Here is a 24938-nt window from a genome sequence, read left to right as displayed (position 1 = left end):
AATGGCACGGACCACCCGGGACACGGCCGCCGCACCCCCCACGGTGGAGGCCGCCACCCTGTCCGCGGCGTTCGTCACCGCCCTGCGCCGGGCCGGCCTGATGTGCTCGCCCGACCGAGCCGTCCGGCTGGCCGAGGCCCTGCGCCTGCTCCCGCCCACCGACGTCGAACGCCTCTACTGGGTGTCCCGGGTGGTGCTGGTGTCCGCGCGCGGTCAGCTGCCGGTCTTCGACGCCGTCTTCGCCGAGGTCTTCCGCGGCGGATTCGACCCGTCCGCACACACCGGCAGCGCCGCACCCCCGGCCCCGCCCGGCAGCCCCGAGCAGGCACGCACCCGGCCCTCCCCGGCCGGGGACCGCGCCCCCGGACAGGCGACAGCGCCTCAGCAGAAGGCGCCGGCGGTTGCCTCCGCGGGACCGGACAGCGCGGACCGCAACGCCCCGGAACGGGAGGCCGTGCTGGCCATGGCCTCCACCGAGGAACGGCTGCATGGGATGTCCTTCGCGCAGCTCACCGAGGCGGAAGTCCTGGAAATCAGGCGGCTGGCGTCCCGGCTGCTGCTCGCCACCCCGACGCGCCTGAGCCGCCGCACCCGCAAGTCCGCCCACAGCAGCGCCCGGCTGGACGTCCGCGCCACGGTCCGCGCGGCCCGGCGCTCGGGCACGGAAACCACGCGGCTGCTGTACGCCCGGCGCCGGGAGCAGCGCCGCAAGCTGGTGATGCTGTGCGACGTCTCCGGCTCCATGGAGCCGTATGCCCGGATCTTCGTCTCGCTGCTCCAGGGGGCCGTGGCAACAGCCGGCGCCGAGGCATTCGTGTTTTCCACCCGGCTGACGCGCCTGACCCGGCAGCTGGCGCTGCGCGATCCGGATGCGGCCCTGGCCCGTGCCGCCGTGGCCGCACCGGACTGGGCCGGCGGCACCCGCATCGCCGACAGTATCCGGCTCTTCGTCGACGAACACGGCCGCCGGGGACTGGCCCGGGGCGCGGTGGTACTGATTTTCTCGGACGGCTGGGCACAGGAGGACCCCGGACAGGTGGCGGCCCAGATGGCGCGGCTGCGGCGCCTGGCGCACCGGATCATCTGGGTCAATCCGCGCAAGGCCGCCCCGCACTACCGGCCGCTGGCGGGCGGCATGGCCGCGGCCCTGCCGTACTGCGACGCCTTCGTCAGCGGACACAGCTACACCGCTTTGGCAGAGGTCGCGGCCGCAATCCGCGGCGACAGCCCGTCATCACTCAACGGCCAGTCATCACGCAAGGGAAGAGGGACCTAATGCAGATCAACAGCACTTTCTCGGTCGTCGCACCGATCGACACCGTCTGGGACACCATCATGGACTTCGAACGTGTGGCCGGCTGCGTGCCCGGTGCACGGATCCTGAACAAGCTCTCGGACGACGCCTACCAGGTGGGCATGACCGTGAAGCTGGGTCCGGTGAACATGCAGTACAAGGGGCTGCTGAACGTGATCGAACGCAACGCCGCCGAACACCGCGCCGTGCTCGGCGGCAAAGCCCAGGAGACCCGCGGCCAGGGCACCGCCGAGGCCACGGTCACCCTGCAGCTGACGGAGGAGGCCGGCGGCACCACGCGCGGCACCGTCAACGCCGAGCTGTCGCTGTCCGGCAAGGCCGCCGCGATGGGCAAGGGCGTCATTGGCAGTGTCACCGAGCAGATGATGGCCCTGTTCGCCAGCAACCTGCAAGCCATGATCACCGCGCCTGCCGCCGGAACGTCAGAGACGGGCGACCTGCCGGAACCCGTGCCCGCGGCCGGGCTCGACGCCGAGGCGGAGGCGGAAGCCGCCGCGGCCAAGGTCGCGGCGGCGACAGCCCCGGCCCCGGCGACGGAACTTCCCGGTGTGCCGGCGAGCGCCGTACCCGCAGCGGCCCCGCAGGTGTCTCCCCATATGTCCCCGCCCGCCGGACCCCGGGCTGCTCCCGCGCCCGCCCCGGCGCCTGCCCTCGCCGGGAGCCTGGACGCCCTCAGCCTGGCAAAGGGCATCGCGGCGGATCAGCTGTCCAGCCCCGGGAAGGTCCTGGCACTCGTGGCGGTGGTGGCGTGCCTCTCCTACTGGGCGGGCCGGTGCTCCGCGTTCCGGCTGGTCCGGGCGATCGGAAGGCTGAAGACCGACCGTGCGTGATGTCCTGGCAGCCATGATGCCGGGCTGGCAGAAGGGTGACACCGCCGGCCTGGCCACCGTGGTGAGCACCTTCAAGTCAGCGCCCCGGCTCCCCGGCGCGTCGATGCTCGTCACCGCCGGCGGCGAAGCGGTCGGCTCGGTCTCCGGCGGTTGCGTCGAGGGTGCCGTGTACGAGCTGGCCACCCAGGTCAAGGCCGACGGCGTTCCAGTCCTGGTGCGCTACGGGATCAGCGACGACGACGCGTTCGCCGTCGGCCTGACCTGTGGCGGAATCATCGACATCTTCGTCGAGCCGGTGTCCCGGCACAGCTTCCAGGAACTCGACGCCGTCCGGCAGGACATCTCCGGGGACCGGCGCGTCGGGGTCGCCACGGTGATCGAACACCCGGACAGCAACTGGCTGGGACGGCACCTGGTCGTGCGGCCGGACGGCTTCGAGGGGAACATCGGTTCCGAGCGGGCCAACCAGGCCGTGGGCGATGACACCCAGGGCCTGCTCGCCGCGGGCCGGTCCGGCGTCCTGAGCTACGGCCCGGACGGGGAGCGGCTGGACACCGGCATGCGGGTCTTCTTCGCGAGCTATGCCCCGCCGCCGCGGATGCTGGTCTTCGGCGCGATCGACTTCGCCGCGGCGCTGGCCCGGCTTGGCGCGTTCCTGGGCTACCGCGTCACGGTGTGCGATGCCCGGGCAGTGTTCGCCACCCCCGCACGCTTTCCCGATGCGGCGGAGGTAATCAACGCCTGGCCGCACCGCTACTTCGCCGAGCAGCTGGACAAGGGCCTGGTGGATGAACGCACCGTGTTGTGCGTCCTCACGCACGATCCGAAGTTCGACATACCGCTGCTGGAAGTTGCCCTGTGCGGCCCGCCGATCGCTTTCATCGGCGCCATGGGGTCGCGCCGGACCCACGCGGACCGGATCGCCAGACTGCGCGAGGCCGGCCTGGGCGAGGCGGAACTGGCGCGGCTGCACAGCCCGGTGGGCCTGGACCTTGGCGCCCGGACCCCCGAGGAGACAGCGGTGTCGATCGCCGCGGAGTTCATCGCCAAGCAGTGGAGCGGCAGCGGGGAGCCGCTCCGGCAACTCCACGAGCGGATCCACCACGACGAGCAGCATTGACCGGGCACCGTGATCGGAACCGATGTCCTGCGCTGGGCGCTGGCGGCAATGCTGCTGGCAGCCTCGCTGTACGCGGCGGTCCGTGCCGGCCGTAAGTCGCCGCCGGCCGCCCGGGTCGGCTTCGCACTCCATGCCGCGATGCTGGTCGCCATGGTGTCGATGCTCGTCCCCGGATTCCAGTGGCCCGCACTCCCCCAGATCCTGTTCTTCAACTTGGCCGCATGGTGATCCGCCCTCCGTGCGGTCTCACGCCGCCCTGTGACCGCCGGGCCGCATGCACCCGACGCCGGGTCGGGGCAAGGCAGCCGCGCCGGAGGGGCCATCCGCGCCAGCTTGCTCTACAACGCGCTGACCATGACCGCCCTGGCCTTCATGCTGGTCGCCATGGACGCGCACGGCGCTGGCCGTCCGGGGTGTGCAGCACGTGCTTCCGCGAGCCTCAGCCGCCGGCGGACTCCGAGCCGCCGGTCGGGCCGCAAGTGGGCCGGTCGGGCCGCCGTCGGGCGTAAGCTCGTCCCATGGCGAGATACTTCGATGTTCACCCCGAAAACCCGCAGGCGCGCTCCATCAGCCAGGCCGTGGAGATCGTCCGTTCCGGCGGGCTGATCGCCTATCCCACCGACTCCTGCTACGCGCTCGGCGCGCAGCTGGGGAACAAGGAAGCGCTGGACCGGATCAGGGCCATCCGCCACCTTGATGCCAAGCACCATTTCACCCTGGTCTGCAAGGACTTCGCCCAGCTCGGCCAGCTCGTGCAGATCGACAACGACGTGTTCCGCAGCATCAAGGCCGTCACCCCAGGGAGCTACACCTTTATCCTGCCTGCCACCAAGGAGGTTCCCAAGAGGCTGCTGCACCCGAAGAAGAAAACGGTCGGTGTGCGTATCCCGGACAACCCGGTGGTCCAGGCGTTGCTGGCCGAACTAGGCGAGCCGCTGCTCTCCAGCACGCTGTTGCTGCCGGATGAGGAAGAGCCGCTCACGCAGGGCTGGGAAATCAAGGAACGGCTCGAGCACGTGGTGGACGCCGTCATTGATTCCGGCGACTGCGGCGCGGAGCCGACGACCGTGATCGACTACTCCAGCGGCGTGGCGGAAATCGTCCGGCGCGGCATGGGCGACCCGTCCCGGTTCGAATAGGCGCCCTGGCGGCTACGCGGTCTCGGCGGAGGTGGCGACGCCGGACGCCCGGTTTCGCAGCCAGCGTCGCGACAGGTCCACTGCCGCCACGAGTCCCGCGAGGGGCGTGAGAACCGCCGCGGCGTAGACGAACAGCAACCAGCTGAGCGTGGTCAGCAGCGTCTGGTGGTTGCTGAGCAGGGACAGCCCGCCGAAGAGGCCGATGCCCCAGAAGAGAACCACTCCGGCGAACACCGCCGCCGAGGGAAAGTACTCGTTCGTGACGGTGCTTTTCACGGTGCTCTGCAAAATTTTCAAGGTTTTCATGGACCCTCCTCATACCGGGCGGTGGGCCAAAGTCCGCCGGGGTCAATCCAAGTATGGGGCCCGCCGGGCCCGGATTTCTGAGGAACGACCGTCACGTGACGAAGCTAACTCGGCGGCTGCTTAGGGGTCGGAGGCGCCGCCGAATCGTCCTGGCTCTCCTGACCGAAGGCCAGCGGCCAAGCTCGGTAGTGAGCCGATGCTTGCCAGGGATGTTTAGGGCAGACTGGTGGCGTGAGCGGAATCCGGTGGGTGCTGCACGTCGATCTCGACCAGTTCATCGCGGCGGTCGAAGTGCTCCGGCGGCCGGAGCTTGCGGGCAGGCCGATCATCGTCGGCGGCCGGGGCGACCCCACGGAACGAGCCGTGGTGTCGACCGCATCCTACGAAGCCAGGGCGTTCGGCGTGGGTTCCGGAATGCCGTTACGCATCGCGGCCCGGAAAGTACCCGACGCGGTGATCCTGCCCGTCGACCACGAGGCTTATCTCGCGGCGTCCGAACCGGTGATGGCCACCCTGCGCGCGCAGCCCGGCGCCACCGTGCAGGTGCTGGGCTGGGATGAGGCGTTTGTCGGCATTGAGACAGAGAACCCGGAAGCCTACGCCCGGCAGGTGCAGGCCGCTGTCCTCGAACGAACGCAGCTGCATTGCAGTGTGGGCATCGGCGACACCCTGGTCCGAGCCAAGGTCGCCACCGGTTTCGGCAAGCCGGCCGGCGTCTTCCGTCTCACCGCCGGGAACTGGCTCGAGGTCATGGGCAGCCGGCCCACCCGGGAGCTGTGGGGCGTCGGAACCAAGGTGTCGGGCCGGCTGGCCAAACTTGGCATCAACACCGTCGCCGAACTCGCCGCGACCGACCCCCAAGACCTGGTCCCGGAGTTCGGTCCCAGGATGGGTCCCTGGTACGCGGAGCTCGGGCGCGGGGACGGTGCCAGCGTTGTGGACGACACCCCGTGGGTTGCCCGCGGGCATAGCCGGGAGACCACCTTCCAGCGGGACCTGACCGAGCCCGCCCAGGTGGACGGCGCCGTACGGGAGCTGACAGCGCGCGTCCTTGAGGATGTTGTCGCCGAAGGCCGGCCCGTAGTTGGACTGACCCTCAAGGTGCGGTACGCGCCGTTCCTCACCAAGACCCACGCGAGGAAGATTCCTGAGACCTTCGACCGGGACGAGATCCTTGCGCGGGCCCTGGACCTCGCAGCCGGAATCGAAGCGGGCCGTCCGATCCGGCTCCTGGGCCTGCGGGCCGAAATGGCGATGCCCGACGATGCCCGAACGGGACATACGCCGACGCGCGGCGGTTGGTGACGGCGCCGCGAGACCACGCCGACGGCGGCCAACGCGGCATCTGCTACACCCAGGCCGCGATGATCACCGAGAGAATCGCGAAGGCTCCGACGATGGTTGTCGGCAGGTTCCATGTAGAGACGACATCACCATCTGCTGAAGCCGCTCCGGGGAAGCGGGCGTCATGCCAGGCGGCGACAATGACATCACGTCCGGTTTTCGTCACTGGCTGGCTGGTGCGTTCGTCGCTTGGAAGGCTGCTGAACGGACGGCTCTTCAGGTCGCTGACGTGGTGGAGCCCTGAACCGAATGCCGTCGGCCGGTTGGGGCAAGGGCCTGCTCGGGTAGCCTAGGGATCAATGAACGCCTTCGGACTGCCGGACCACCAGCTCGCCGCGTTTGCACACCCGGTACTCGGTTATCTTCCTGCCGGGTATGACGCTGGGGACGCAGCGCAGGCAGAGATCGACGACGTCGGGTCTCTCGCCGCCCTTGCCTCGCCGGAGGTCGCGGCGGCCAGGATCGGCCGGCTGGGAGTCGGCGTCAGCAGCCGGGACATGACCGAACGGCTGCTGGAAGCCAGCGACGAGCGCACCGTCGTTTCAGGCCTCAGATACCGCAACCTCGATCCGGGCTTCCCCTTCGTGGCGGTGAAAACTACTGCCCGGGTGAGCGACGCTGAGGCTGTTGATGCCGTGGCCGCCCAGGTTACCGAGGCCTACCGCGGTGTTGGAGCGCGCGGTTTCACCTTCTGGGAGCAGCCCGGGCTCGAGCTCTCCCCCGCAGAAAACTGGACAACAGTTATGGCCGGGTCCCTCGGCGCGGCGGCAAGGGCGGACGACCGGGACCTGACCGGGACCCTGAGGATCTCCTGGCCGGAAGCGGCGGCTGAAGTGTTCGCCCATTACCAGCATGAACATCAAGCGTGGCGGTCCGACGCCCCGGAGCTTGCCTCATTTGTCTCGGAGTCCGACCAGGAGGGACTCCAAGACGCAGCGGACCAGGGCCTGTTGATGTCGCTCGGGGACGACCACGGCTTTGCGGGGCTGGCTGCTGCCACAATCTCGCCGCTCTTTGGCCGACGTGCCGTCTGCATGCTGGACATGTTCCTGACGGAACGTCTGCGTGGCAAGGGCTTGGCTCCGGCGGTGCAGTCCTCGTTCCTGACCGGTCAACGCTCGGGTGCGGACACCGTCTGGGGCCACATCCACGCGGGGAACCTGCCCTCGCTGCGCACGGCCCAGATGCTGGGCCGCTGGCCGGTCCAGCAGGAATACTTCGTCCCCTTTTCGACCCGGTCTTAGGGGACAGTGTCCGGAGCGACGCTTCAACGTCGGAGGCCACTGGCTGCTCTGGATCCTTTCTAGGAAAGCTCCACGAGTCCCAGACATTCGATCACAACGTGTTCAGGCTGTCGTGGGTCGTCACCCCAGATGCGAAGCGGCAGTTCCTCAGTCAGGGTTCTGATTCCGGTGATGCGGTGCAAATACACCGTCTGGACCTCAACAAGCCTGCGCCCCGTCGAAAGGATGCCGTCGAAGAGCAGCGTCATGTTGGACGCCGACGGGGCTTCATTGGTGAGCTGGAGCTCAACGTCACCTTCGACGTCGTGCAGAACGGCTAGAGCCAGCATGCTCTCGCTCTGCCAAATGTTGGCTGCTCCGTCAATTTCCGAAATCGTCCGTTCGTTCCAGTGCCCGGCTGGCCAGGCACGAACTGCAGGCAAAGGTGCTGACCGCGTTCGCCGCCACGTCCCACTACAGCCGGCACGCCAGCTCCTACCCGTCGGTGTGTGTGCCGTTGCCGATGCCCACCGCTGACCCGGTTCTCTTGGCGAGGGCGGCGTACGCCCTGCTCCCCAAGGTCGACGACGGCCTCCGGTACGTCCGCGCGGGGATCATGGTCACCGATCTTCGCCCCACCGGACACCAGTCGCCGCTGGCGGTCTTCGAGAACCCGCAAGAGGAACGCGGCATCGGCTCGCTGCTGGAGGAGGTCAGCCGGCGCTACGGGCGCGGCTCCATCGGCCTTGGCCACGCCGGGACCCGGGGTGGGCCGGACTGGACTATGAGACGCGAAATGTTGTCCCCCGGTACACCACCCACTGGGCCGAGCTTACGGTGGTCAAAGCGGGGTGACTAACCGGGCCGGTTGCCTGCATCAGGCGGCAGGCCGGGTCAGCCTGTCGTAGCCAGCGCCTGCTGCAGGAAGGCGTCGAGGACCCGGCCGGCGTTCTCCTGCATGCGCCGGGCTTCCTCGGCGGCAAGCTGCGTGCACTTGGGTCCGTGCAGCCGTTCGCCCAGATACAGCAGCGCCGCCAGGACTTCCGAGAGCTCGGTGTTTCCTTCGGCGCGCTGCCGCAACAATCGCAAGTGGGCCGCCTGCAAGGCCGGTCCCGGGGCGCAGCCCAGGTCGCGGTCGAACAGCCGGCGGCAGCGTTCGTAGGCGGACAGGCCCTCCACGGGCAGTCCCGCCTGCTCGTATCCCGCGACAAGGATGGTCCACGCTCGTTCGTTGAGGGGCTCGGACCGGACGGCGGTCTGTGCCAGCGAAATGGCGAGCTCTGGTTTGTCGAGGAATGCGGCGGTCTCCGCCGCGAGAATCAGGGCCGCGACTTTCTCGGCCGCGTGGCGGGTCCGCGCCTCCTCTGCCCAGTCGGCGACGAGTTCAAAGCCCAGCAGCGGTTCTGCGGCCAGCTCCAGGGCCTGCATTGAGAGAACGTGCGCCTCGGCCGGCGCGGACTGCCGGGCCGCGCGGACGAGACCGTGAAACTCTGACAGGTCGAGTTCCACCAGCTGTGGATCCAGCACGTAGCCGGCGTTCGCGGTGCGGAGGGGACCGGACTTGGTGTTGCCCGGCTGGATCGCCCGGCGAATGCCGCTGACGTAGCTCTCCAGGGTGGCGACCGCGCCGTCGCTGGCTTGCGGTCCCCACAGGAGCTCCACGAGGCGCGTCTTGGAAACAGGTGTGCCCAGATTCAGCAACAGGATCTCCAGAATGTGCCGCGGCTTGCAGCCTCCCATGTCCGCGGCTCTGAGTACCGCGCCACTTCGCCGGACCTCGAATGCTCCGAATAGTCGAACCGAAATTGCCGGCGTGGAACCGCCCAAATTGTCCACCATAATCTCCGATATCCCCAGCATCATTTAGTCGTATTTCGGAGAGCCAGAAGGAATTATTGGAACGATGTCTTGAGACCCACTTCCTTCGGCTATCTAGGGAAACCGTTACACGCAAAATGGGGCACAACAAGGAATGCACCTACCCGTTCCTTTACCGCGCGGAAAGTCGGGTACATCTCGGGGCGCCGGCAAGTATCCGCCGCAAGTAATTTGAGTACAGGTGATGTCGGGTAAGTAACTTCACTCGTATAAGCGTGAGAGTGTCTCGTAGGTGGCTTCATCACGCCTTCGTGAACAATTGTGAGGGAAATTGCGGCGGCCGCAGGCGGCGGCGCCGCTGTTACTTCTCGGTCATTTCCTCGGGGACGGCTAGTACCCGAATTTCCGTTCCGTCGCGCAGCACCGCCAGCTCGAGCGGTACGCCAATCGCTTCAGCAAACAGCAGCTTTTGCAAACTTTCCGCATTGGAAACCGGCTTTGTGCCCACGTTAAGGAGCACATCGCCCGCCCGGAGTCCCGACCGCTCGGCGGGTGAACCGGGAAGGACCTCAACCACCAGCAGCCCTTCGCGGTGCCCGGTCCGGACCACTGCACTGGGCTGCAGCTGGACCGGGGTGTTGACGAGCCCGAGATAGGCCCGGCGGACACGGCCGTCCTTTAGCAGCGCCGCAATGATCCGCCGCGACGTGGCGTTGACCGGAACCGCCAGGCCCAGCCCTGCGCCGGCCACAGCGGTGTTAATGCCAACAATTCTTCCGCGCGAGTCGGCGAGGGCCCCGCCGGAGCTTCCCGGGTTGAGTGCCGCGTCAGTCTGGATGACGTCCTCGATCACGCGCCTGTTACGGCCGGACCAGACCGGTATGGAACGGCCCAGTCCGCTGACCACACCGGCGGTCACCGAGCCCGAGAGTCCCAGGGGGTTCCCGACGGCGATGACCAACTGCCCGACCTTAAGCGACTCCGCATCGCCAAGATCCGCCGGGGTCGCCGTCGGGGCCCTGCCGTGAACGACAGCAAGGTCCGAAAGGGGGTCGGAGCCAACCACCTCCACCGCGGTGCGGGTCCCGTCGGAGTACACCGCACTGCCGCTCTGGGCGCCACCCACCACGTGGGCGTTGGTGAGGAGGTACCCGTCCGAGGTGAACAGGACGGCGGAGCCGGCACCCATGCGGAACTGACCGTGCCGGCCGGCGCCACCCACTTCCAGCGCGGCCACGTGAGGGGTCACAGCAGCGGCTACGCGGATGACCGTAGCGGAGTATGAATCGAGCGGCTCCCCGGACGCCTCAGAGGCGGGGACCCGGTTGGTGGCAGTGGCCACAGCGCACCTCCTGGATCTGGTAATTATTCAAGTCAACCACCGGCCCGTCAGAGGTAGTCCGGCCCTCCCTACGCCCTCAGAGAAATACCCCGGATGTCATGCCACCCGGGCGGCAGTTCATCCTGCGGGCAATCCGCCGCTAGGCTCAGAGGACCAGCCTTTCAGCCACAGGAGAACATACGTGAGCCCAGCGTCCGCTTCGCCCGATCCGCTGCCTGCGCTGGGCCTAATCTGGGGCATCAAGCGCAGCTTCATCGACTACATCACCAGCCTGCCGGACGGGTCCGTTTCGGCGACCGAGGGTGCGACTGTGGCCGGATCATCCCTGTTCTGCTTCAGCCCCGAATCCTCCGACTACGACGTCGCCCGCGGCACCGGCGTGCTGCGCTTCCGGGGTGACGTCCGGCTCGCCGGCCACCACGGGATGCTGCTGGTCCGGCTACTGGACCCGTGGATCACCTTCACGGTCGGCAGCGGCGTGCTCTCCATCAGCACCGGCGACGGCGGCGGCCAGGACCGTACCGCCGTCGCATTCCTCAGCCCGTCGCAACCCCGGCACGACGACGGCTCCCTGGTCTGGGAACACGTCGACGTCGTCGTCTCGCCGGAAGGGTCCGACCTCTTCGACGGCCAGTATGCCGCCGGGCAGCCGATGGATCCGCTCTTAATCCGGGTCGCCAGCTAGCAGAACCGCCCTGGTGGAAATCAGCCCCGGCGGCTAAACGTCGCCGTGGGCGTGTGGCACCGGGGCAGCGGAACCGAACAACCAGCCGGAGACGTCGCTGCGCAGGACAAAGTGGGGCCCGCCCGTGGCACTGACGCTGCCGGTGGGAACGTAGTACCCACGGCCCGCGCCCGGACCGCCGGCCGCACGGTCGAGGGCGTCGGTGAGCTGCCTCGGCAGGTGCCCTGCCGGGCCGAGGGCCCGGAGGCCATCAAATTCCTCTGGCGTAAGCCTTCCGAGTACTGCGGCGATATCGGCCATCACGGATCCCTTCTGGCGGACGATGCTTGAAGAATAAGCCTAGGACCGTGGCGTGAACGGCACGTGAAATCCGGACGAAGATCATCGAACACCTGAACGGCCCCGGCGGCAGCCACACACCGGCTGCGTGGGCTTCGCTGTTGTGATTACCGGTGTCATGAGCGTCACTGCGCGCCGTCCCTGTACACCCAGCCAATTAACGGATAGATGCTGTACCGTTCAATTCCGGGAAACCCAGAACAACGGAATCGAGAATTTACCAGGTGGCAACCGACTATGACGAAGTCCGATCCGACGTTGCGGAATCACGCAACGCCTCGCTGGAGGCTCTTCGCTCCGCGAACGCTCCGGACGCCCGCAGCGTAACCCGCGAGCTCGATGAGGCTGACACCTCCGAAGGTGTGGAGCTGCCGGGCGCCGACCTGTCCGGCGAGGAATTGACGGTCACCGTCATCCCGCAGAAGGACGACGAGTTCATGTGCTACTCCTGCTTCCTCGTCCGGCACCGCTCGCAACTCGCCCGCGAGAAGGCAGGGCATTCGTACTGCGCTGACTGCATGAGCTAACGGCCCGCTTCACATTTCCGCCAGAACGCCGCCCGCGCATGCCCTGCCCGGCGCGTTCCGATACGCTCCTCTTCTGCTTTTGACAGCTCCGGCACCGCCACGTCCGGGACCGGAGCTGTTGGCGTTGGCACCGGAACCCCACGCCCGGCGCGCAGCTGGAGTCTCAAAACGGAATGGTCGAGGGCCTTCGGCCTGATGCTGGTGGCGCTGCTCGTGGGGGCCCTGGCAACAATTGTCGGAGTCAGGGGCGTCGCTGACCAGGTCCAGGAAACCGCCGCCCAGTTCCAAGGTGTGTCGGATACGGGCGCGGAGCTGCGCTCCGCCCTCGACTCCCACGAACTGGCCGGCCACGGGCTCCTGTCCGGCGCCGGGGTCGACCGCCCGGCGTTCCTGCAACAGCGGCAGGAGCTTGACCGCCGCTTCGATGACGCCATCCGGTTCCTGTCGGCTGAGCGGGACATGAGCGCCGCCGCGAGCCAGGCGCGCGCGGAGTGGCAGAACGGCCTCGCGGAACACGGCCTGTGGGATGGCCAGCTGCAGGCCCTCACGGTAAACCAGGTGGCGGAGTCTCCGGGTCTCGCGGAGCCGGGCGGCGGCGTCCGTTCCCTGCTCGACGGGATCCAGGGGTCAGCCCTGGAGTCGTTGGAATCCGGGCTGGCCTCCAGTGCCGGACTCCAGCAATGGTCATCGCCGCCCGCAGCGCCTTGTTCGGGCTGGCGGCGGCCGGCGTCGTGTACGTCCGCGGCAGAATGGTCAGGTTCCTGATCCGGCCCATCGAGGGCCTGCACAGCGGCGTTCTGAAACTGCAAACCGGAGACTACAGCCACCGCATCGACGTCGTCCGACACGACGAACTCGGCGAACTGGCCAGGGCGTTCAATTCCATGGCCGCCGCGGTCCTCGACAGCCACCAGGCGCTGACCCACCGCGCCTCCCCTGATCCGCTGACCGGGCTGGCAAACCGTGCGGCGTTGACGGAGCGACTTGCGGCCTCCTTCAAGCCCGCCGCCGGACGCAGGGTCCGGCGCGAGGGCCTGCTGATCATTGACATCGACGACTTCAAAGACGTCAACGACTCACTCGGGGACGAAGGCAGCGACGCGCTCCTGGTCCAGCTTGCCGGCCGTCTAAAGGGTTGCGTGCGGGCCCACGACCTCGCCGCCCGCCTCGGCGGGGATGAGTTTGCGATCGTCGTCGCGGACGACGCCGACGGATCGGTCACAGCCGCTATCGCGGAACGGATTCATGACGCGCTGCGGCCACCGTTCTCTGTCGGTGAGGTGCGTTTGAAGGTTTCAGTGAGTATGGGTTCGTCAGCCCGAAACCGGAGAGCCCGCCGAGCTCTCGCGACAGGCGGACTTCGCCAATGTACATGGCCAAGCAGGGCGGCAAGGGACGCTACCAGCGCTTCGATGCCAAAGGTACAACAGGATGGCGCAGCGCGCAGCCCTCCGCGCGGAACTTGCCACCGCGGTAGCCATGCCGCTGGCCGAAGAGACCGGAGACAGGGAAGCGATTGGCCGCTGGGTACTGGGCACCGCGAGCCGCCAGGCCGCCTCCTGGCGGGCCGCGATGAGCCACTGCGGAGACCTGTGGGTCTCCATCAACCTCTCTTCCCTCCAGCTGCCCAGCCCCCGAACCTGGCGGCGATTGAAACCATCCTGAGGGATCCCGCTTCGCAGGCGGACAAGGTCGTCCTGGAGGTCACCGAAACGGCAGTGGCCAGCAGCGTCGACGGGGGCATGGCCGCGCTCAACCGGTTGAAGAGCTTCGGGGTCCGCATCGCCGTCGACCACTTCGGGACCGGCTATTCGTCGCTGAGCACGCTGGCCGACCTGCCCGCGGACATCCTCGAGAGACCGCTCCTTCCTCTCCGGGGACGCCGACGACCGCCGCCCGGCTCGAGGGCATCGTGGGACTGTCGTACTAGCTCAAATCCTGGAGGCGATCGCCGAAGGCATCGAGGATCCCGGGCAACTGGCTCTGCTCCGCGGCCTGGGTTGCCGCCTGGGGCAGGCATGTTGGCCCTCACGCCCGGGACCCGCGCGGGCGATCGAGGCCCTCCTCGCCTCGGGGGCCCGGCTCCCGCCACCGGCCGAAGGGCAGGCTGGAGGGGCGGCGCACAGCAGGAATGCGCCCTCGCCTCCTGGGAGTCCGTCCGGGGACACCTCGGGGAGGTAGCCGTAGAGCAGCCCGTTCCCGACGTCCAGGCCCTCGGCGACGGCCTCGGCGGTGGCGACCTTCCGCGGATCGTCGAAGCCTATGACGTTGCGGACCGGCAGCGTCAAGAGTGCCGCGTCGACGCCGCCGCTGCCGCCGAGGTGTTCGGTGAAGGTCTGCAGTTCCGGGTTCCGTGACTGCGTCAGCGTGGCCACGCAGCTCTCCCTCGCCGCGGCCTCCCACCTCCCCTTCGGGTAGGGCAGCCTACCTTGTGGTCAATCTGGATGGCCCCGTCCACGGCAACGTAGCAGAGCGCAGCAGAGTAGGTGAACGGGCGACCCATGGCCCGGATCTCCCGGGGGCCGCTGTCCGGGTTCCGCCAGCTGGTGATCGCCAATTCAACGATGGGAACCAGGCGGCCCAGAGCCGTGCGTCCACGCGCTCGCCGCTGCTCGACCATTGGTACGCGATATCGATGATCTCCCCGTAGACGTCGTGCTGCTGCTGGTGGATGGCACCGTTCCCCCATGGGACCGGGGCAGACCCGCGGTAGCCGCGCAGCAGCGGGTCCTGGACCACCTCCGGCGGCTGCGAGCCATCCAGGCGTACATCACGTGGAGTGCGCCATCCCTGTCCACATTCGTCAGCACCCAGGCGAGGAAGACCTCCGCGTCGCTGCGGTCGCCGATGCACCGGAACACATAATTCGAGAAGGACGCGTCCCGCACCCAGGTGTACCGGCAGTCCCAGTTGCGCGGTGCTCCGGGCCGCTCGGGCAGGGAGGACGTCGCGGCCGCCATGATGGCGCCCGTCTCTGCGTGGCCCAGCAGCTTGAGGGTCAGCGCCGAGCGCTTCATCAGGTCCGCCTGGGACCCCTGGCAGTCCAGTGCGGAGGCGCAGCGCAGCCAGGCCGCTATCGTCTGGCCGATGAGCTTCCTCGGATCCGGATGCTACCGGAGACGGAACTGCCCTGACCAGTGCAGGGTGGCCGTGATGGTCTCCCCAGCCCGCAGCGTCAGCTCCGTTGACAGTCCGCGCCCGTCCGGTGTGAGTTCCACCGACGACCACAGATACATCTCCGACACACGGCCGCTGTCCCAGTCGAAGCGCCAGCAGCCCGCGAGCTCGTCAAAGGTGGCGCCGGCCATGGGCACCAGCCGGATACGGAGGCGCACGTCGCCTCCCACCGCCTGGACGTGCCGGAGCAGCTCGCTGCGGCCGCGGGCACGGGTTCGACCAGGTCGGCGCCGGAGCGGAGGGTCAGGCAGTCGGTGATCTGGAGGGTGCCGCGGTCAGAGGCAAGCGTGGTGACCAGGACGCTGGAGTCCTCCATGTACGCTGCGCCGCGGAGCGGATGGAGACCGGGGCGATTTCAAAACGGCCGCCGTTCTCCAGGTCAAGGATTCCGGCAAGGAAGGGCGGGCTGTCGAACTCCGGGATGCACAGCCAGGAGATGGCGCCGTCGCGGCCGACGAGGGCGCACGTGGACCCGTCGCCAATGCATTAGACGGCACGACACCACGGACCCGGTCCCGCCCCCGGAACAACGCGGGGTGACTCCGGGCCCCTCCGGAGCCCCTTTATGGGCGCGATGTGACCCCGCGTTGCTTGGTTGGGGTCGCCGCGGAGAAACCCGGCACCTCTCCGGTTCTCGTTGGGATCCGGTTTCCCGAGGGTCAGAGGCCGAATGGAGCCCAGCGACGGGCCTCAGTCCCGGGGCCGGAGCCGGGCGTTCGGGAGCGCAGGTGCCGGCAGCGGTGCGGGTTCACCCGCGGGGAAAGTGCCGAAGCGCAGGCCTGCGGATCCCGTCCCGGCAGCAGCGGGCGCCTCCTCGGCTCCGATTTCCGCCTGCCACTGCGCCCGGTACGCGACGATTTCTTCATGGCTGCGTCCCACAAAGTTCCACCACATCACGATCTGCTCGCCCAGGGGTTCGCCTCCGATCAGGAGCACGCGCAACGGTTCGACGCCGGCAGCCAGTGCCAGGGAGGTGCGCCCGGCCGGCAGGTAGGCGAGGTGGTCCTTGGCGACCGGGTGGCCGTCGACCATCAGGGCTCCGGCGTCAACCAGTAGCCCGTGTTCAAAGGACGGCTCGGTGTCCAGGGTCAGGGTCGCCCCCGCGTCCAGCAGTACTTCAGCGCCGAGCAGTCGTGTGTGGGTGGTGACCGGCGAGGTGGACCCGGCCATGGATCCCAGGAACACCCGCATGACCCAGCCTGGTCCGGACAGCGGATCGGGGCGGTAGTGCTCAAACGTGGGCTCCATCTGGCGGACACTGTCCGGCAGCGCCACCCACAGCTGCGCACCGTGCAGCACGTCGGTCTGTGGGGTCGAAAATTCCGAGTGGCTGATGCCTCGCCCGGCGGTCATCAGGTTGACCTCACCAGGCCGCACTGCGGCGTGGAACCCGGCAGAGTCGCGGTGCTCAATCTCGCCGGTGAACAGCCAGCTGACCGTCTGAAGGCCGGTATGCGGATGGCGCGGCACGTGCATGCCCCCAGATTCACCGACCCGGTCCGGGCCGTAGTGGTCAAGGAAGCACCAGGCGCCGATGAGGCTCCGCTGGCGCTGCGGCAGCGTCCGTCTGACATCCATGGCCCGCGGCCCGCCCAGCGGGACCTGCCGGGGCACCAGAACTTCCACGCCCACGCAACTGTGATCCGTTTCGCACAGGATCTCCTGGGGTGCCACCTCGGTGTTGCTCATAACGACAGCCTAGCCATCGCACGGCGGTATCCGCACCCGGTCCAGGCGTCATGATGGAGGTATGACCATCCCCGAGTTGCCCGTCACCATCAGCGTGGGTGAGTCCGCCATATCGGGCCTCTACGCCCGTCCCGGGACGCCGGCGGCGACCCTGGTGGTCGCCCCCGGGGCGGGGGCCGGCATGGAACACCCCTTCCTGGCCGGATTTACCCGCGCCCTCAACGGGCTGGGCATCGCCACCCTCCGTTTCAATTTCCCCTACCGGGAAGCCGGGCGGAAGTTCCCCGACAAGCCGCCGGCAGCGATCGCGGCCTGGCGCGCGGCCATGGCCGACGCCGCTGCCCGGTCGGCGGGTGAACCGCTCTGGGCCGGGGGCAAGTCCTTTGGCGGACGGATGGCCGCGATGGCGGTCGCCGAGGGGATGCCCGCGGCCGGACTCATCTACCTGGGCTACCCGCTGCATCCCCCGGGCAAGCCGGAGAAGCTCCGCGATGAGCACCTCTACGGGCTGACCCTGCCGATGCTCTTCCTGCAAGGCACGCGCGACCCGTTTGCCACGCCGGAACTGCTGGAAGCCGTCGCGGCAAGGATCGGTCCGACTGCAACCCTGGAGTGGCGCGGCGGCGGCGGCCACACCTTCGACGTCAAGGGGACCCGGCGCAGCACGGAAGAGGTCGGGGCATCACTGGCGGAATCCGCCGCGGCTTTCATCGCCGCGCACCGTCCCGCCTGAGGCACAGGCATCCGCGGCGTCAGAGCCAGGCGGTCCTGCGCAGCGGCGGTTGGTCGCCGCCGGGCCGCTGCACCAGGATCTGGCTGACGCCGGTCATTCCGGACTCGAAGCCCAGGGCACTGGCGGCCATGTAGAGCCGCCAGACCCGGGCCCGGCCCTCACCGGCCAGAAGCACCGCCTCGCTCCAGTGCTCCTCCAGATTCCCTATCCAGGCCCGCAGGGTCAAGGCATAGTGGCGGCGCAGGGCCTCCACGTCGAGGACTTCCAGTCCGCCGGATTCCAGCGCTCCCACCATCTCCGCCAGCGCCAGCATCTCGCCGTCCGGGAACACATAGCGGGGGATGAAGGAGTCCGGATCCGGAGCAGTGGGCCCCGCGTTCCAGGAGATGGCGTGGTTGAGCAGCCGGCCCCCTGGCCGGAGCAGCCCGTGCAGCCCCGCGACGTACCCGGGCATCTTTTCGCGGCCCACGTGTTCGGACATGCCGATGGAGCTGATGGCGTCGAACGGCCCGTCAACGACGTCGCGATAGTCCTGGACGCGGATGGCCACCCGGTCCGTCAGGCCCGCGTCCGCCACCCGCTTGCCCGCCATGGCCGCCTGTTCCCCCGAGAGTGTCACGCCCACGACGTCGACTCCGTAGTTCTGCGCCGCGTGCAGGGCGAAGCTCCCCCAGCCGCAACCGACATCCAGCACCCTCATGCCGGGTTGCAGCCCCAGCTTGCGGCAGACCAGATCGAGCTTGGCGTCCTGCGCGGCTTCCAGCCCGGTGCCTTCGTCCGGCCAGACCGCGCAGGAGTAGACCATCGACGGGCCGAGGACCAGGGCGTAGAAGTTGTTGCCGACGTCGTAGTGGTGCGAGATGGCCGCAGCGTCCCTCGTCCGGGTGTGCCGCCGGCCGGCGCGGACGATCCTGGCTTCCTCCAGCGGTGGCGCCGGGTTCGGACCGAGGGCACCGAGCAGGGCGGCGTTCTTCAGGATGCTCGCCAGTTCGCGGACAGTGGGACGCCGGAACGGCCCGGGCTCGGTGAACTTGCCGGTGGAACTCAGAGCGGCGAAGCTCGCGAAAACGTCGCCCGGGGCGTCGATGTCACCGGCAACGTAGGCGCGGCTGAGGCCGAGCTGCCCGGGCGACCACAGCATCCGGCGGAGCGCCCGCTGCGAGCGGAACTCGATGACCGGCGCGCCGGCAGGTCCGGCCTCCGAACCGTCCCAGGCCTTCAGCCGTACAGGGATCTCCGCCGTGCCCAGGACGACGGAGAGCACTTCCGCCAGGCGTGGTGCCACGCCGGTCTTATCGCTCATGATCATGGCCCTTCTTCCGGCGCCTTAGTCCGCTTCCAATCTATACGGCGGTCCGCAGGCGAACAGGGGACGGATGGCCCTGCCGCGCTGCGGTTCCGGGGCCAACGCCTCTGGCGCTCGCCCGCGCAGGGCACCTATGGTCGTGGCATGACTGAAGCACTGTCGTCTCTCGCGGAGACGTTTAGGAACGTGGGTGTGTCCAGGGCCTATGGACCGGCGGTGACCGTGGACGGTGAAGAACTGATCCCGGTGGCCCTGGTCTCCTTTGGCTTCGGCGGCGGCGGAAACTCCGGGCCTGGCCCCGCCGGTGCGGCTGCCGGGGCCAGCGAAGGGCCAGCTGCCGGAGGCGGTGGTGGCGGCTTTGTACTCCCGCTGGGCGTGTACTGCAGGGGGCGGGACGGGCAGGCGTCGTTCCGCCCCAACAGCATCGCTATCCTCGCCGGACTGGTGCCGCTCGTGTGTGCCGTCGGATACTCGGTCCGCGGCGTGTTGCGCACCCTCCGACGCCGCTGACTCCTCCGGGCGGCAATGCCCTCAGTTGCCGCCGGGCCACACCTGTGCACACCCGTGCAGCGCTCACACTAGCGTGCCAGGGAGTTCTTCTGCCGCCGCGCCAGGCTGTTGACTGTTCCGCAATTCGAGCACGTGATGCGGTAGGACCGCGACGTGGTGAACACCGGGACGAAGAAGAGCGTGAACCTGGTGGATCGCTCTTCCAGGCCGTGGTGAACTAACTGCCCGCAGCGCCGGCAACTGGCCGGACGGCCGCGCAGGGCGTGTTGCACTGTCTTGAGTCCGAAGAGAATGAACATCGTGCCCTCAGTCCTTCTTGATCGGCGGGGAGGCAAGGTGGGCCGAGAGCCCGGACAGAAGGATCGTTATCCCCTCATCCAGTTCCGCGGCTCCGTCATAGTCGGCGAGCTGGGGAGCCAGTGCGCGCAGCCGCGGGAAGTCCTTTGGCGGAAGGCGGTGCAGGCCAAGGCGCAGCAGGGCCTCGTTTTCGTCGGGGTCCACGATGAACTCCTGGAGTTCGTTGAGGATGTGGCCGTAGAGAAAACCGTAGTACGCCCGGTAGACGTGCAGGGCATTGGAGGCCGTGAAGCCGGCGTCGATCAGTAAACCCAGAATCTGCTCCAGCGGCCGGAGGGTGCCCAGCGGACGGAGCCCCAGCGGGGTGGAGAGCGGTCGGGTCACCAGCAACGGGACCACATTGGGATGGCGGAGAGCGAGCAGGCGGAGGTCGTGGGCGATGCGTCGAAGCTGTCCCTGCCAGTCCGGGTCGTCGCCGAAGATTGCCAGCTCGTCCAGGACGAGCTCGGTGACGCCGTCCAGGAGCGCGGCGCGGTTGGCGGCGTAACGGTACAGCCCCATCGGGTCCCGGTGCAGGGCCTGCCCCAACCGGCGCATGGTCAACGCCTCCAGCCCCTCGTCGTCGACAATTTTTAGCGCGGCGGCGAGAACAACCTCGCGGCTGAGGCGGATCTTCCGGGCACCACTGCCGGCAGCGTCGCCTGCGGTTTGCTGCGGGATTGTCATGGTGTGCGTGCCACTTCCTCAAGCTTCGGGCCAGGCGCCGCGACCGCGGCCCCACTTGCCTAACACGTAGTCTACGCCTAATATCTACAGTGTAGACCTGCCGGGATGACACCGGCTCCTGGCTTTCGGGCCAACCCCTTAGTCGCCCTGTGCACGGCGTCGAAGAAAACGCTGCTGTAGCCGCACGGCAGCATTCACCGCACAGCACGGAAGAGAGCCAACCATGGCCGCTTCACTGACTGCTTCTGCCCACATCGACCGCTTCCTTGCCGAGGCAACCATCGAAGGAACCGACGACGGCAACTCGCTGAGGAAAGACCAGCTCTACGGTCTTTACATCAGCTGGTGCATGTTGCACAACGCCGCACCGCACCCGGTTACGGGTTTTTGGGCTGCCCTGAAGGCCCATCGCGTCACTCCCGGCCGCAGCCGGCTCCGCATGACGGGTCCGGCAGCCACCGATTACATCCTGGCGACGTATCCGGCGCTGAACTGAGCCTAGGCCGGTGCCGCACCGCTCGTTTGGCGCGCCTGCCCGGCGCACTGCCCGGCGCACGGCACGGCGCACCGCTCGGCGTGGCAGACTGTGGGCGTGAACAACCCAATTGACGTGCCCGCGGAAACGATGCGGGACGCTGACGTGCCGCAGTGGTGGGGCCGGCTCGGGATTCCGGGCCTGATCGACATCCACACGCATTTTCTTCCGGAGCGGATGCTGCGCCGGGTGTGGGCGCACTTCGACGAGGCCGGCCCCCTCATCGGGCGCCCCTGGCCCATTACCTACCGCACGGACGAGGCGAGCAGGCTGGCCCGCCTGCGGCAGCTGGGGCTGCGCCATTTCACCGCACTGACCTACGCGCACCGCCCGGGCATGGCGGCGGAGCTCACCGACTTTGCCCTCGAACTGGCTGCAGCAGAGCCCGACTGTGTCCCGAGCGCCACGTTCTTTCCCGAGGACGGTGTCCTGGATCAGGTGCGGTCGGCACTGGACCGCGGCGCCCGGGTCTTCAAAATCCACGCGCAAGTGGGCGGATTCGATTTGCGCGAGCCGGTCCTCGACCCCGTCTGGGGGCTCATGGCCGAGACCGGCGTTCCGGTCGTCGTGCATGTCGGCAGCGGCCCGGTTCCCCGTCCCGGCTTCACCGGCCCGGACAAGCTTGAGGGTGTCATGCGCCGACATCCCCAGCTGACGGCCGTCGTCGCCCATCTGGGGGCCCCTGAGTATGGCGAGTTCCTGGACCTGGCCGAGACCTACCCCCGCATTCACCTGGACACCACCATGGTCTTCACGGACTTCTTCGAGGCCGCCGCGCCCTTCCCGCCCGAGCTCCTGCCGCGGCTGGCCGCGTTGCCGGAGCGGCTTGTGCTCGGCAGCGACTTCCCGAACATCCCGTACGCCTACGCCCATCAGCTGGAGGCGCTGGAACGGCTCCGTGACAAGGAGCCCCGGCTCGACGACGACTGGCTGCGGATGGTCTGCTGGTTCAACGGCCAGCGCCTGCTGGGCGTGTGACCCGCCCTACGGCTTGTTCCTGGCCCGGCTGGGCTGCACCCGCATCGGTTCGCCCGGCATTTTCGGGAAGTCCGGCGGGAAGGGCAGTTCCCCCAGCCCGTCCGAGACGTCCCGCTCCCACCACTTCAGCAGGACGCCGATCGTGCCGGGCTTCGCATGCATCTGGGCCCACGGGTCGCCGGTGGCCTTGAGTCGCTGCGGCACCGTGGTGATGGTGAAGTCCGTGGTGGTGACGTGATCCAGCTCATCCCAGCCGATAGGGCAGGAAACTGTGGCACCGGCCAGGGCGCGCGGGCTGTAGGCCCCGGCCATGGTGCGGTCGCGGTTCGCCTGGTTGAAGTCGACGAAGATCCTGGTGCCCCGCTCTTCCTTCCACCAGGCCGTGGTGACCTTGTCCGGCATCCGCCGCTCCAGTTCGCGGGCGGCGGCTATCACGGCGTGCCGGACCTCGAGGAACTCACGGCCGGGCTCGATCGGGGCGAACACATGCAGCCCCCGGTTGCCGGAGGTCTTGATGAAGGATTCCAGCCCGGCCTCGGACAGCACGGAGCGCAGTTCCTGCGCGGCAGGCACGGCGTCCTCGAATCCGGTACCCGGCTGCGGGTCGAGGTCGATCCGGAGCTGGTCCGGGTTGTCCGGGTTGCCGGTCCGCGAGGCCCAGGGATGAAAGACCACCGTGTTCATCTGCACCGCCCAGACCGCGGCGGCAATCTCATCGATCACGAGCTGCGTGTGCGAGCGCCCGCTGGGATAGACCACCATCACCGAGCGCACAAAGTCCGGGGCACCCCGCGGCGGATTCTTCGAGAAGAACTGTTCGCCCTCGATCGTGCCGCCGAAACGCTGGAGGGTCACGGGCCGGTTGCCGTTCGCCGCCAGGAAGGCGTCCCCGACGTCGACAATGTACCGGGCGAGGTCCAGCTTCGTGAGCCCGAGCTGCGGCCACAGGACCCTGCCGGGGCTGGAGATCCGCAGGTTCCGCTGTCCGCTGGGGCTGTCAACCGTGATGGTGGCTTCGTCCTTGGCCATGGGGACAAGGTACTCGAAGACCCGGGACAACTGAAGAGCCCGGCCATCGAGGACTAGGGTGAATCATGGACACCTCGCCGGCCTGGGACCGCCCCAGTTCGTCCCTCTACACCGACCACTACGAACTGACCATGCTGCAGGCGGCCCTCCACTCCGGGGCCGCGGAGCGAAGGACCGTGTTCGAGGCGTTCGCCCGCGGGCTGCCGGACGGACGCCGGTACGGGATCGTGGCCGGAACGGGGCGGCTGCTTGAGGGCCTCGCCAGTTTCCGCTTCGGCCCGGCGGAGCTGGAGTTCCTGGACCGGACCGGCGTCGTCAATGCCGCCACCCTGGCCCGGCTGGCGGACTTCCGGTTCTCCGGCGATATCTGGGGCTACCCCGAGGGCGAGGCCTACTTCCCCTACTCCCCCGTCCTGATCGTGGAATCGACCTTCGCCGAGGCCTGCATCCTGGAAACTTTTGTGCTGTCCGTCCTCAACCATGACAGTGCCATCGCCTCGGCAGCCTCCCGGATGGTCAGCGCGGCCGGCGGACGGCCCTGCATCGAAATGGGCTCACGCCGGGCCCAGGAGGAAGCCGCCGTTGCGGCTGCCCGGGCGGCCGTCATCGCGGGCTTCGCCGCAACATCGAACCTGGAAGCCGGCCGGCGCTTCGGCCTCCGGACGGTGGGCACGGCGGCGCACTCCTTCACGCTCGTGCACGACACCGAACGCGACGCGTTCCGGGCGCAGCTGGACTCGTTCGGACCCGGGACCACACTGCTGGTGGACACCTACGACGTCGAAGCGGCCGTCCGGACCGCCGTCGACTTCGCCGGCGACCAGCTGGGGGCGGTGCGGCTCGATTCCGGGGATCTGCTGGCGCAGGCCCGGTGGGTCCGTGAGCTGCTGGACGACCTGGGCAACGTGCACACGAAGATCGTCGTCACGTCCGACCTCGACGAATATTCCGTGGCGGCGCTCCAGGCCGCGCCGGCTGACTCTTACGGCATCGGCACGGCACTGGTCACGGGTTCCGGCGCCCCCACCGCCGGCATGGTCTACAAGCTGGTCAGCCGCACCAACGACGCCGGGGAGTTCATCGCAGTCGCCAAGAGCTCCAGGAACAAGATCAACGTCGGCGGCCGGAAGCATGCGGTACGCCGGCTCGACGGCTCCGGCACGGCCACCCACGAGGTCCTCGGGGTTGGCCACCCGCCAACGGAGGAACCCCGCGGCAGGCCACTGCTGCAGCAGTTCATCCGGGCCGGCGAGCTCCTTCCCGGATGGACCGGACCTGGGGCCGTGGTGCGGGCCCGGAGCCGGCATGCCGACACCATGGCCGAACTGCCCGCCGTCGTGAACCGGCTCCAGCGGGGCGAACCCGCCATACCGACCATCTATGCGTGAGGGCGGCGCCGTGCGCGCCGAAATCCTGCCGGCAGCTGCGCGGGACCGGCCGGGTGGCCGCTGCGGCGGCGGTCCAGCTCCTCGGTGACGAGCCGCAACAGCTTTCCGGCGGACTCCGACAGGTCCCTGCCGTTGTCCGGTGAGGCGAGTTCGACGCATTGCAGCAGCGCCGAGCGGAGCCGCACCAGTTGCGCGGAGGGCACCAAGGGCCAGCGTCGGAAAGCGTCGAACATCAGGTCTGCGCCGTGGGCGTGGGCGAAGGAACCGTATCCGAGGGCCAGTTCCGGCCTCATGCTGCGCGCACCCGGCCGGCGGGGCCGGATTCGAGCAGATGGGTTCCCTGCCATCCCGAATCACGGATCATCGTCACGGCTTCAGGGTCGGCGGCGGTCAGGCTGCGCAGGTCCACGACGACGCCGAGGCCATACCCAAATGATCCTGTCCGGCGGGCAACTGCGATAAGGCTTGGGACGTTGCGAACGGTGAGCTGGCCCAACGGTGATACGACTGCGGATTCCGAACTGAGGTCAACGGCGACGGTGATGCCGAGTTTGCTAGTCATGTAGAAATTCCCCTGTGGAG

The 24938-nt window shown here is 68.4% G+C and carries 32 protein-coding genes and 3 pseudogenes; 20 read left to right on the top strand and 15 right to left on the bottom strand.

The window, feature by feature from the left end; all coding sequences use genetic code 11:
* The first annotated feature begins 1 nt into the window (after position 1).
* The 5 genes from QK291_RS03290 (at position 2) to QK291_RS03270 (ending at position 4404) form a co-directional block, all read left to right on the top strand.
* Entirely contained in the window at positions 2-1276 is a 1275-nt protein-coding gene (locus tag QK291_RS03290; RefSeq protein WP_282379135.1) for a VWA domain-containing protein, read from the top strand.
* Positions 1276-2145: an SRPBCC family protein gene (locus QK291_RS03285; RefSeq protein ID WP_282379133.1), complete on the top strand. Its 870-nt coding sequence runs from the start codon at positions 1276-1278 to the stop codon at positions 2143-2145. Before QK291_RS03290 ends, QK291_RS03285 begins: the two co-directional genes overlap by 1 nt.
* Entirely contained in the window at positions 2138-3265 is a 1128-nt protein-coding gene (locus QK291_RS03280; RefSeq protein ID WP_282379131.1) for an XdhC/CoxI family protein, read from the top strand. Before QK291_RS03285 ends, QK291_RS03280 begins: the two co-directional genes overlap by 8 nt.
* A 9-nt stretch (positions 3266-3274) precedes the next feature.
* Positions 3275-3493, top strand: coding sequence for a hypothetical protein (locus QK291_RS03275; RefSeq protein WP_282379129.1), 219 nt, complete (start codon positions 3275-3277; stop codon positions 3491-3493).
* 290 nt (positions 3494-3783) lie between these two features.
* A complete protein-coding gene (locus QK291_RS03270) occupies positions 3784-4404 on the top strand; it encodes an L-threonylcarbamoyladenylate synthase (protein WP_282379127.1) in 621 nt (206 codons plus the stop codon).
* Between the two features lie 12 nt (positions 4405-4416).
* Here QK291_RS03270 and QK291_RS03265 read toward each other — a convergent pair whose 3' ends face one another.
* A complete protein-coding gene (locus QK291_RS03265) occupies positions 4417-4710 on the bottom strand; it encodes a hypothetical protein (protein ID WP_282379125.1) in 294 nt (97 codons plus the stop codon).
* 249 nt (positions 4711-4959) lie between these two features.
* Between QK291_RS03265 and QK291_RS03260 the strand changes: the two genes are divergently transcribed.
* Complete coding sequence (locus QK291_RS03260; RefSeq protein ID WP_282379469.1) at positions 4960-6015, top strand: DNA polymerase IV; 1056 nt, start codon at positions 4960-4962, stop codon at positions 6013-6015.
* A gap of 43 nt (positions 6016-6058) precedes the next feature.
* Here QK291_RS03260 and QK291_RS03255 read toward each other — a convergent pair whose 3' ends face one another.
* Positions 6059-6220: a hypothetical protein gene (locus QK291_RS03255; protein WP_282379123.1), complete on the bottom strand. Its 162-nt coding sequence runs from the start codon at positions 6218-6220 to the stop codon at positions 6059-6061.
* Between the two features lie 133 nt (positions 6221-6353).
* Between QK291_RS03255 and QK291_RS03250 the strand changes: the two genes are divergently transcribed.
* Positions 6354-7298 carry a hypothetical protein gene (locus tag QK291_RS03250; protein ID WP_282379121.1) on the top strand — a complete coding sequence of 315 codons (945 nt, stop codon included), beginning with the start codon at positions 6354-6356 and terminating at the stop codon, positions 7296-7298.
* Positions 7299-7357: 59 nt separating this feature from the next.
* Here the strand turns inward: QK291_RS03250 and QK291_RS03245 are convergent, their stop codons facing one another.
* On the bottom strand, positions 7358-7627 hold the full coding sequence (locus QK291_RS03245) for a hypothetical protein (protein ID WP_282379119.1): 270 nt from the start codon (positions 7625-7627) through the stop codon (positions 7358-7360).
* Positions 7628-7680: 53 nt separating this feature from the next.
* On the opposite strand from QK291_RS03245, the pseudogene QK291_RS03240 reads away from it, so the two are divergent.
* Positions 7681-8132: pseudogene (locus QK291_RS03240) on the top strand (DUF4113 domain-containing protein); the annotation flags it as partial.
* Positions 8133-8171: 39 nt separating this feature from the next.
* Here QK291_RS03240 and QK291_RS03235 read toward each other — a convergent pair.
* Both QK291_RS03235 and QK291_RS03230 read right to left on the bottom strand, forming a co-directional pair.
* The gene (locus QK291_RS03235; protein ID WP_282379117.1) at positions 8172-9017 is read right to left on the bottom strand and encodes a BTAD domain-containing putative transcriptional regulator; all 846 of its coding nucleotides are present in this window, start codon (positions 9015-9017) and stop codon (positions 8172-8174) included.
* A gap of 439 nt (positions 9018-9456) precedes the next feature.
* A complete protein-coding gene (locus QK291_RS03230) occupies positions 9457-10437 on the bottom strand; it encodes a trypsin-like peptidase domain-containing protein (RefSeq protein WP_282379115.1) in 981 nt (326 codons plus the stop codon).
* 181 nt (positions 10438-10618) lie between these two features.
* Here QK291_RS03230 and QK291_RS03225 point away from each other — a divergent pair, with 181 nt between their 5' ends.
* Positions 10619-11122: an HtaA domain-containing protein gene (locus tag QK291_RS03225; protein WP_282379113.1), complete on the top strand. Its 504-nt coding sequence runs from the start codon at positions 10619-10621 to the stop codon at positions 11120-11122.
* A 33-nt stretch (positions 11123-11155) separates the two neighbouring features.
* On the opposite strand, the gene QK291_RS03220 is transcribed toward QK291_RS03225, so the two are convergent.
* A complete protein-coding gene (locus tag QK291_RS03220) occupies positions 11156-11422 on the bottom strand; it encodes a hypothetical protein (RefSeq protein ID WP_282379111.1) in 267 nt (88 codons plus the stop codon).
* A 263-nt stretch (positions 11423-11685) separates the two neighbouring features.
* Here QK291_RS03220 and QK291_RS03215 point away from each other — a divergent pair, with 263 nt between their 5' ends.
* From QK291_RS03215 to QK291_RS03195, 5 genes and pseudogenes are all read left to right on the top strand, one after another.
* Entirely contained in the window at positions 11686-11988 is a 303-nt protein-coding gene (locus QK291_RS03215) for a DUF4193 domain-containing protein (RefSeq protein ID WP_282379109.1), read from the top strand.
* A gap of 195 nt (positions 11989-12183) precedes the next feature.
* Positions 12184-12753 (top strand): hypothetical protein, encoded by a 570-nt coding sequence (locus tag QK291_RS03210; protein ID WP_282379107.1) that lies wholly within the window; start codon positions 12184-12186, stop codon positions 12751-12753.
* A pseudogene (locus tag QK291_RS03205) lies at positions 12669-13259 on the top strand (GGDEF domain-containing protein); the annotation flags it as partial. The gene QK291_RS03210 and the pseudogene QK291_RS03205, both read left to right, overlap by 85 nt.
* A gap of 160 nt (positions 13260-13419) precedes the next feature.
* On the top strand, positions 13420-13653 hold the full coding sequence (locus tag QK291_RS03200) for a hypothetical protein (protein ID WP_282379497.1): 234 nt from the start codon (positions 13420-13422) through the stop codon (positions 13651-13653).
* Positions 13581-13781: pseudogene (locus QK291_RS03195) on the top strand (hypothetical protein); the annotation flags it as partial. The gene QK291_RS03200 and the pseudogene QK291_RS03195, both read left to right, overlap by 73 nt.
* 138 nt (positions 13782-13919) lie before the next feature.
* Here the strand turns inward: QK291_RS03195 and QK291_RS03190 are convergent.
* Positions 13920-14363 (bottom strand): hypothetical protein, encoded by a 444-nt coding sequence (locus QK291_RS03190; protein WP_282379495.1) that lies wholly within the window; start codon positions 14361-14363, stop codon positions 13920-13922.
* Between the two features lie 244 nt (positions 14364-14607).
* On the opposite strand from QK291_RS03190, the gene QK291_RS03185 reads away from it, so the two are divergent.
* Positions 14608-14853: a hypothetical protein gene (locus QK291_RS03185; protein ID WP_282379105.1), complete on the top strand. Its 246-nt coding sequence runs from the start codon at positions 14608-14610 to the stop codon at positions 14851-14853.
* 245 nt (positions 14854-15098) lie between these two features.
* Here the strand turns inward: QK291_RS03185 and QK291_RS03180 are convergent, their stop codons facing one another.
* The gene (locus tag QK291_RS03180; protein WP_282379103.1) at positions 15099-15323 is read right to left on the bottom strand and encodes a hypothetical protein; all 225 of its coding nucleotides are present in this window, start codon (positions 15321-15323) and stop codon (positions 15099-15101) included.
* A gap of 532 nt (positions 15324-15855) precedes the next feature.
* Positions 15856-16854, bottom strand: coding sequence for a pirin family protein (locus tag QK291_RS03175; RefSeq protein WP_282379102.1), 999 nt, complete (start codon positions 16852-16854; stop codon positions 15856-15858).
* Between the two features lie 61 nt (positions 16855-16915).
* On the opposite strand from QK291_RS03175, the gene QK291_RS03170 reads away from it, so the two are divergent.
* Positions 16916-17587, top strand: coding sequence for an alpha/beta family hydrolase (locus tag QK291_RS03170; protein WP_282379100.1), 672 nt, complete (start codon positions 16916-16918; stop codon positions 17585-17587).
* A gap of 19 nt (positions 17588-17606) precedes the next feature.
* Here the strand turns inward: QK291_RS03170 and QK291_RS03165 are convergent, their stop codons facing one another.
* Positions 17607-18890: a class I SAM-dependent methyltransferase gene (locus tag QK291_RS03165; protein ID WP_282379098.1), complete on the bottom strand. Its 1284-nt coding sequence runs from the start codon at positions 18888-18890 to the stop codon at positions 17607-17609.
* A 147-nt stretch (positions 18891-19037) separates the two neighbouring features.
* On the opposite strand from QK291_RS03165, the gene QK291_RS03160 reads away from it, so the two are divergent.
* The gene (locus tag QK291_RS03160; RefSeq protein ID WP_282379096.1) at positions 19038-19403 is read left to right on the top strand and encodes a hypothetical protein; all 366 of its coding nucleotides are present in this window, start codon (positions 19038-19040) and stop codon (positions 19401-19403) included.
* Between the two features lie 68 nt (positions 19404-19471).
* On the opposite strand, the gene QK291_RS03155 is transcribed toward QK291_RS03160, so the two are convergent.
* Entirely contained in the window at positions 19472-19702 is a 231-nt protein-coding gene (locus QK291_RS03155) for a zinc-ribbon domain-containing protein (protein ID WP_282379094.1), read from the bottom strand.
* A gap of 7 nt (positions 19703-19709) precedes the next feature.
* Entirely contained in the window at positions 19710-20426 is a 717-nt protein-coding gene (locus QK291_RS03150) for a TetR/AcrR family transcriptional regulator C-terminal domain-containing protein (RefSeq protein WP_282379091.1), read from the bottom strand.
* Positions 20427-20649: 223 nt separating this feature from the next.
* Here QK291_RS03150 and QK291_RS03145 point away from each other — a divergent pair, with 223 nt between their 5' ends.
* The gene (locus QK291_RS03145) at positions 20650-20922 is read left to right on the top strand and encodes a hypothetical protein (RefSeq protein ID WP_282379089.1); all 273 of its coding nucleotides are present in this window, start codon (positions 20650-20652) and stop codon (positions 20920-20922) included.
* 96 nt (positions 20923-21018) lie between these two features.
* Positions 21019-21939 carry an amidohydrolase family protein gene (locus QK291_RS03140; protein WP_282379088.1) on the top strand — a complete coding sequence of 307 codons (921 nt, stop codon included), beginning with the start codon at positions 21019-21021 and terminating at the stop codon, positions 21937-21939.
* A gap of 6 nt (positions 21940-21945) precedes the next feature.
* Here the strand turns inward: QK291_RS03140 and ligD are convergent, their stop codons facing one another.
* On the bottom strand, positions 21946-22968 hold the full coding sequence (gene ligD / locus QK291_RS03135; protein WP_282379087.1) for a non-homologous end-joining DNA ligase: 1023 nt from the start codon (positions 22966-22968) through the stop codon (positions 21946-21948).
* Positions 22969-23033: 65 nt separating this feature from the next.
* Here ligD and QK291_RS03130 point away from each other — a divergent pair, with 65 nt between their 5' ends.
* Positions 23034-24356, top strand: coding sequence for a nicotinate phosphoribosyltransferase (locus QK291_RS03130; RefSeq protein WP_282379086.1), 1323 nt, complete (start codon positions 23034-23036; stop codon positions 24354-24356).
* On the opposite strand, the gene QK291_RS03125 is transcribed toward QK291_RS03130, so the two are convergent.
* Together QK291_RS03125 and QK291_RS03120 are read right to left on the bottom strand one after the other, a co-directional pair.
* Entirely contained in the window at positions 24347-24649 is a 303-nt protein-coding gene (locus QK291_RS03125) for a hypothetical protein (protein ID WP_282379084.1), read from the bottom strand. The genes QK291_RS03130 and QK291_RS03125 overlap by 10 nt on opposite strands.
* Positions 24646-24918, bottom strand: coding sequence for a hypothetical protein (locus tag QK291_RS03120; protein ID WP_282379082.1), 273 nt, complete (start codon positions 24916-24918; stop codon positions 24646-24648). The genes QK291_RS03125 and QK291_RS03120 overlap by 4 nt, the downstream gene beginning before the upstream one ends.
* Positions 24919-24938: the final 20 nt, after the last annotated feature.

It is taken from the genome of Arthrobacter sp. AL12, from assembly GCF_029960645.1.
Taxonomy (GTDB): Bacteria; Actinomycetota; Actinomycetes; order Actinomycetales; family Micrococcaceae; genus Arthrobacter.
This window is presented reverse-complemented; position numbering and strand designations above follow the sequence as displayed.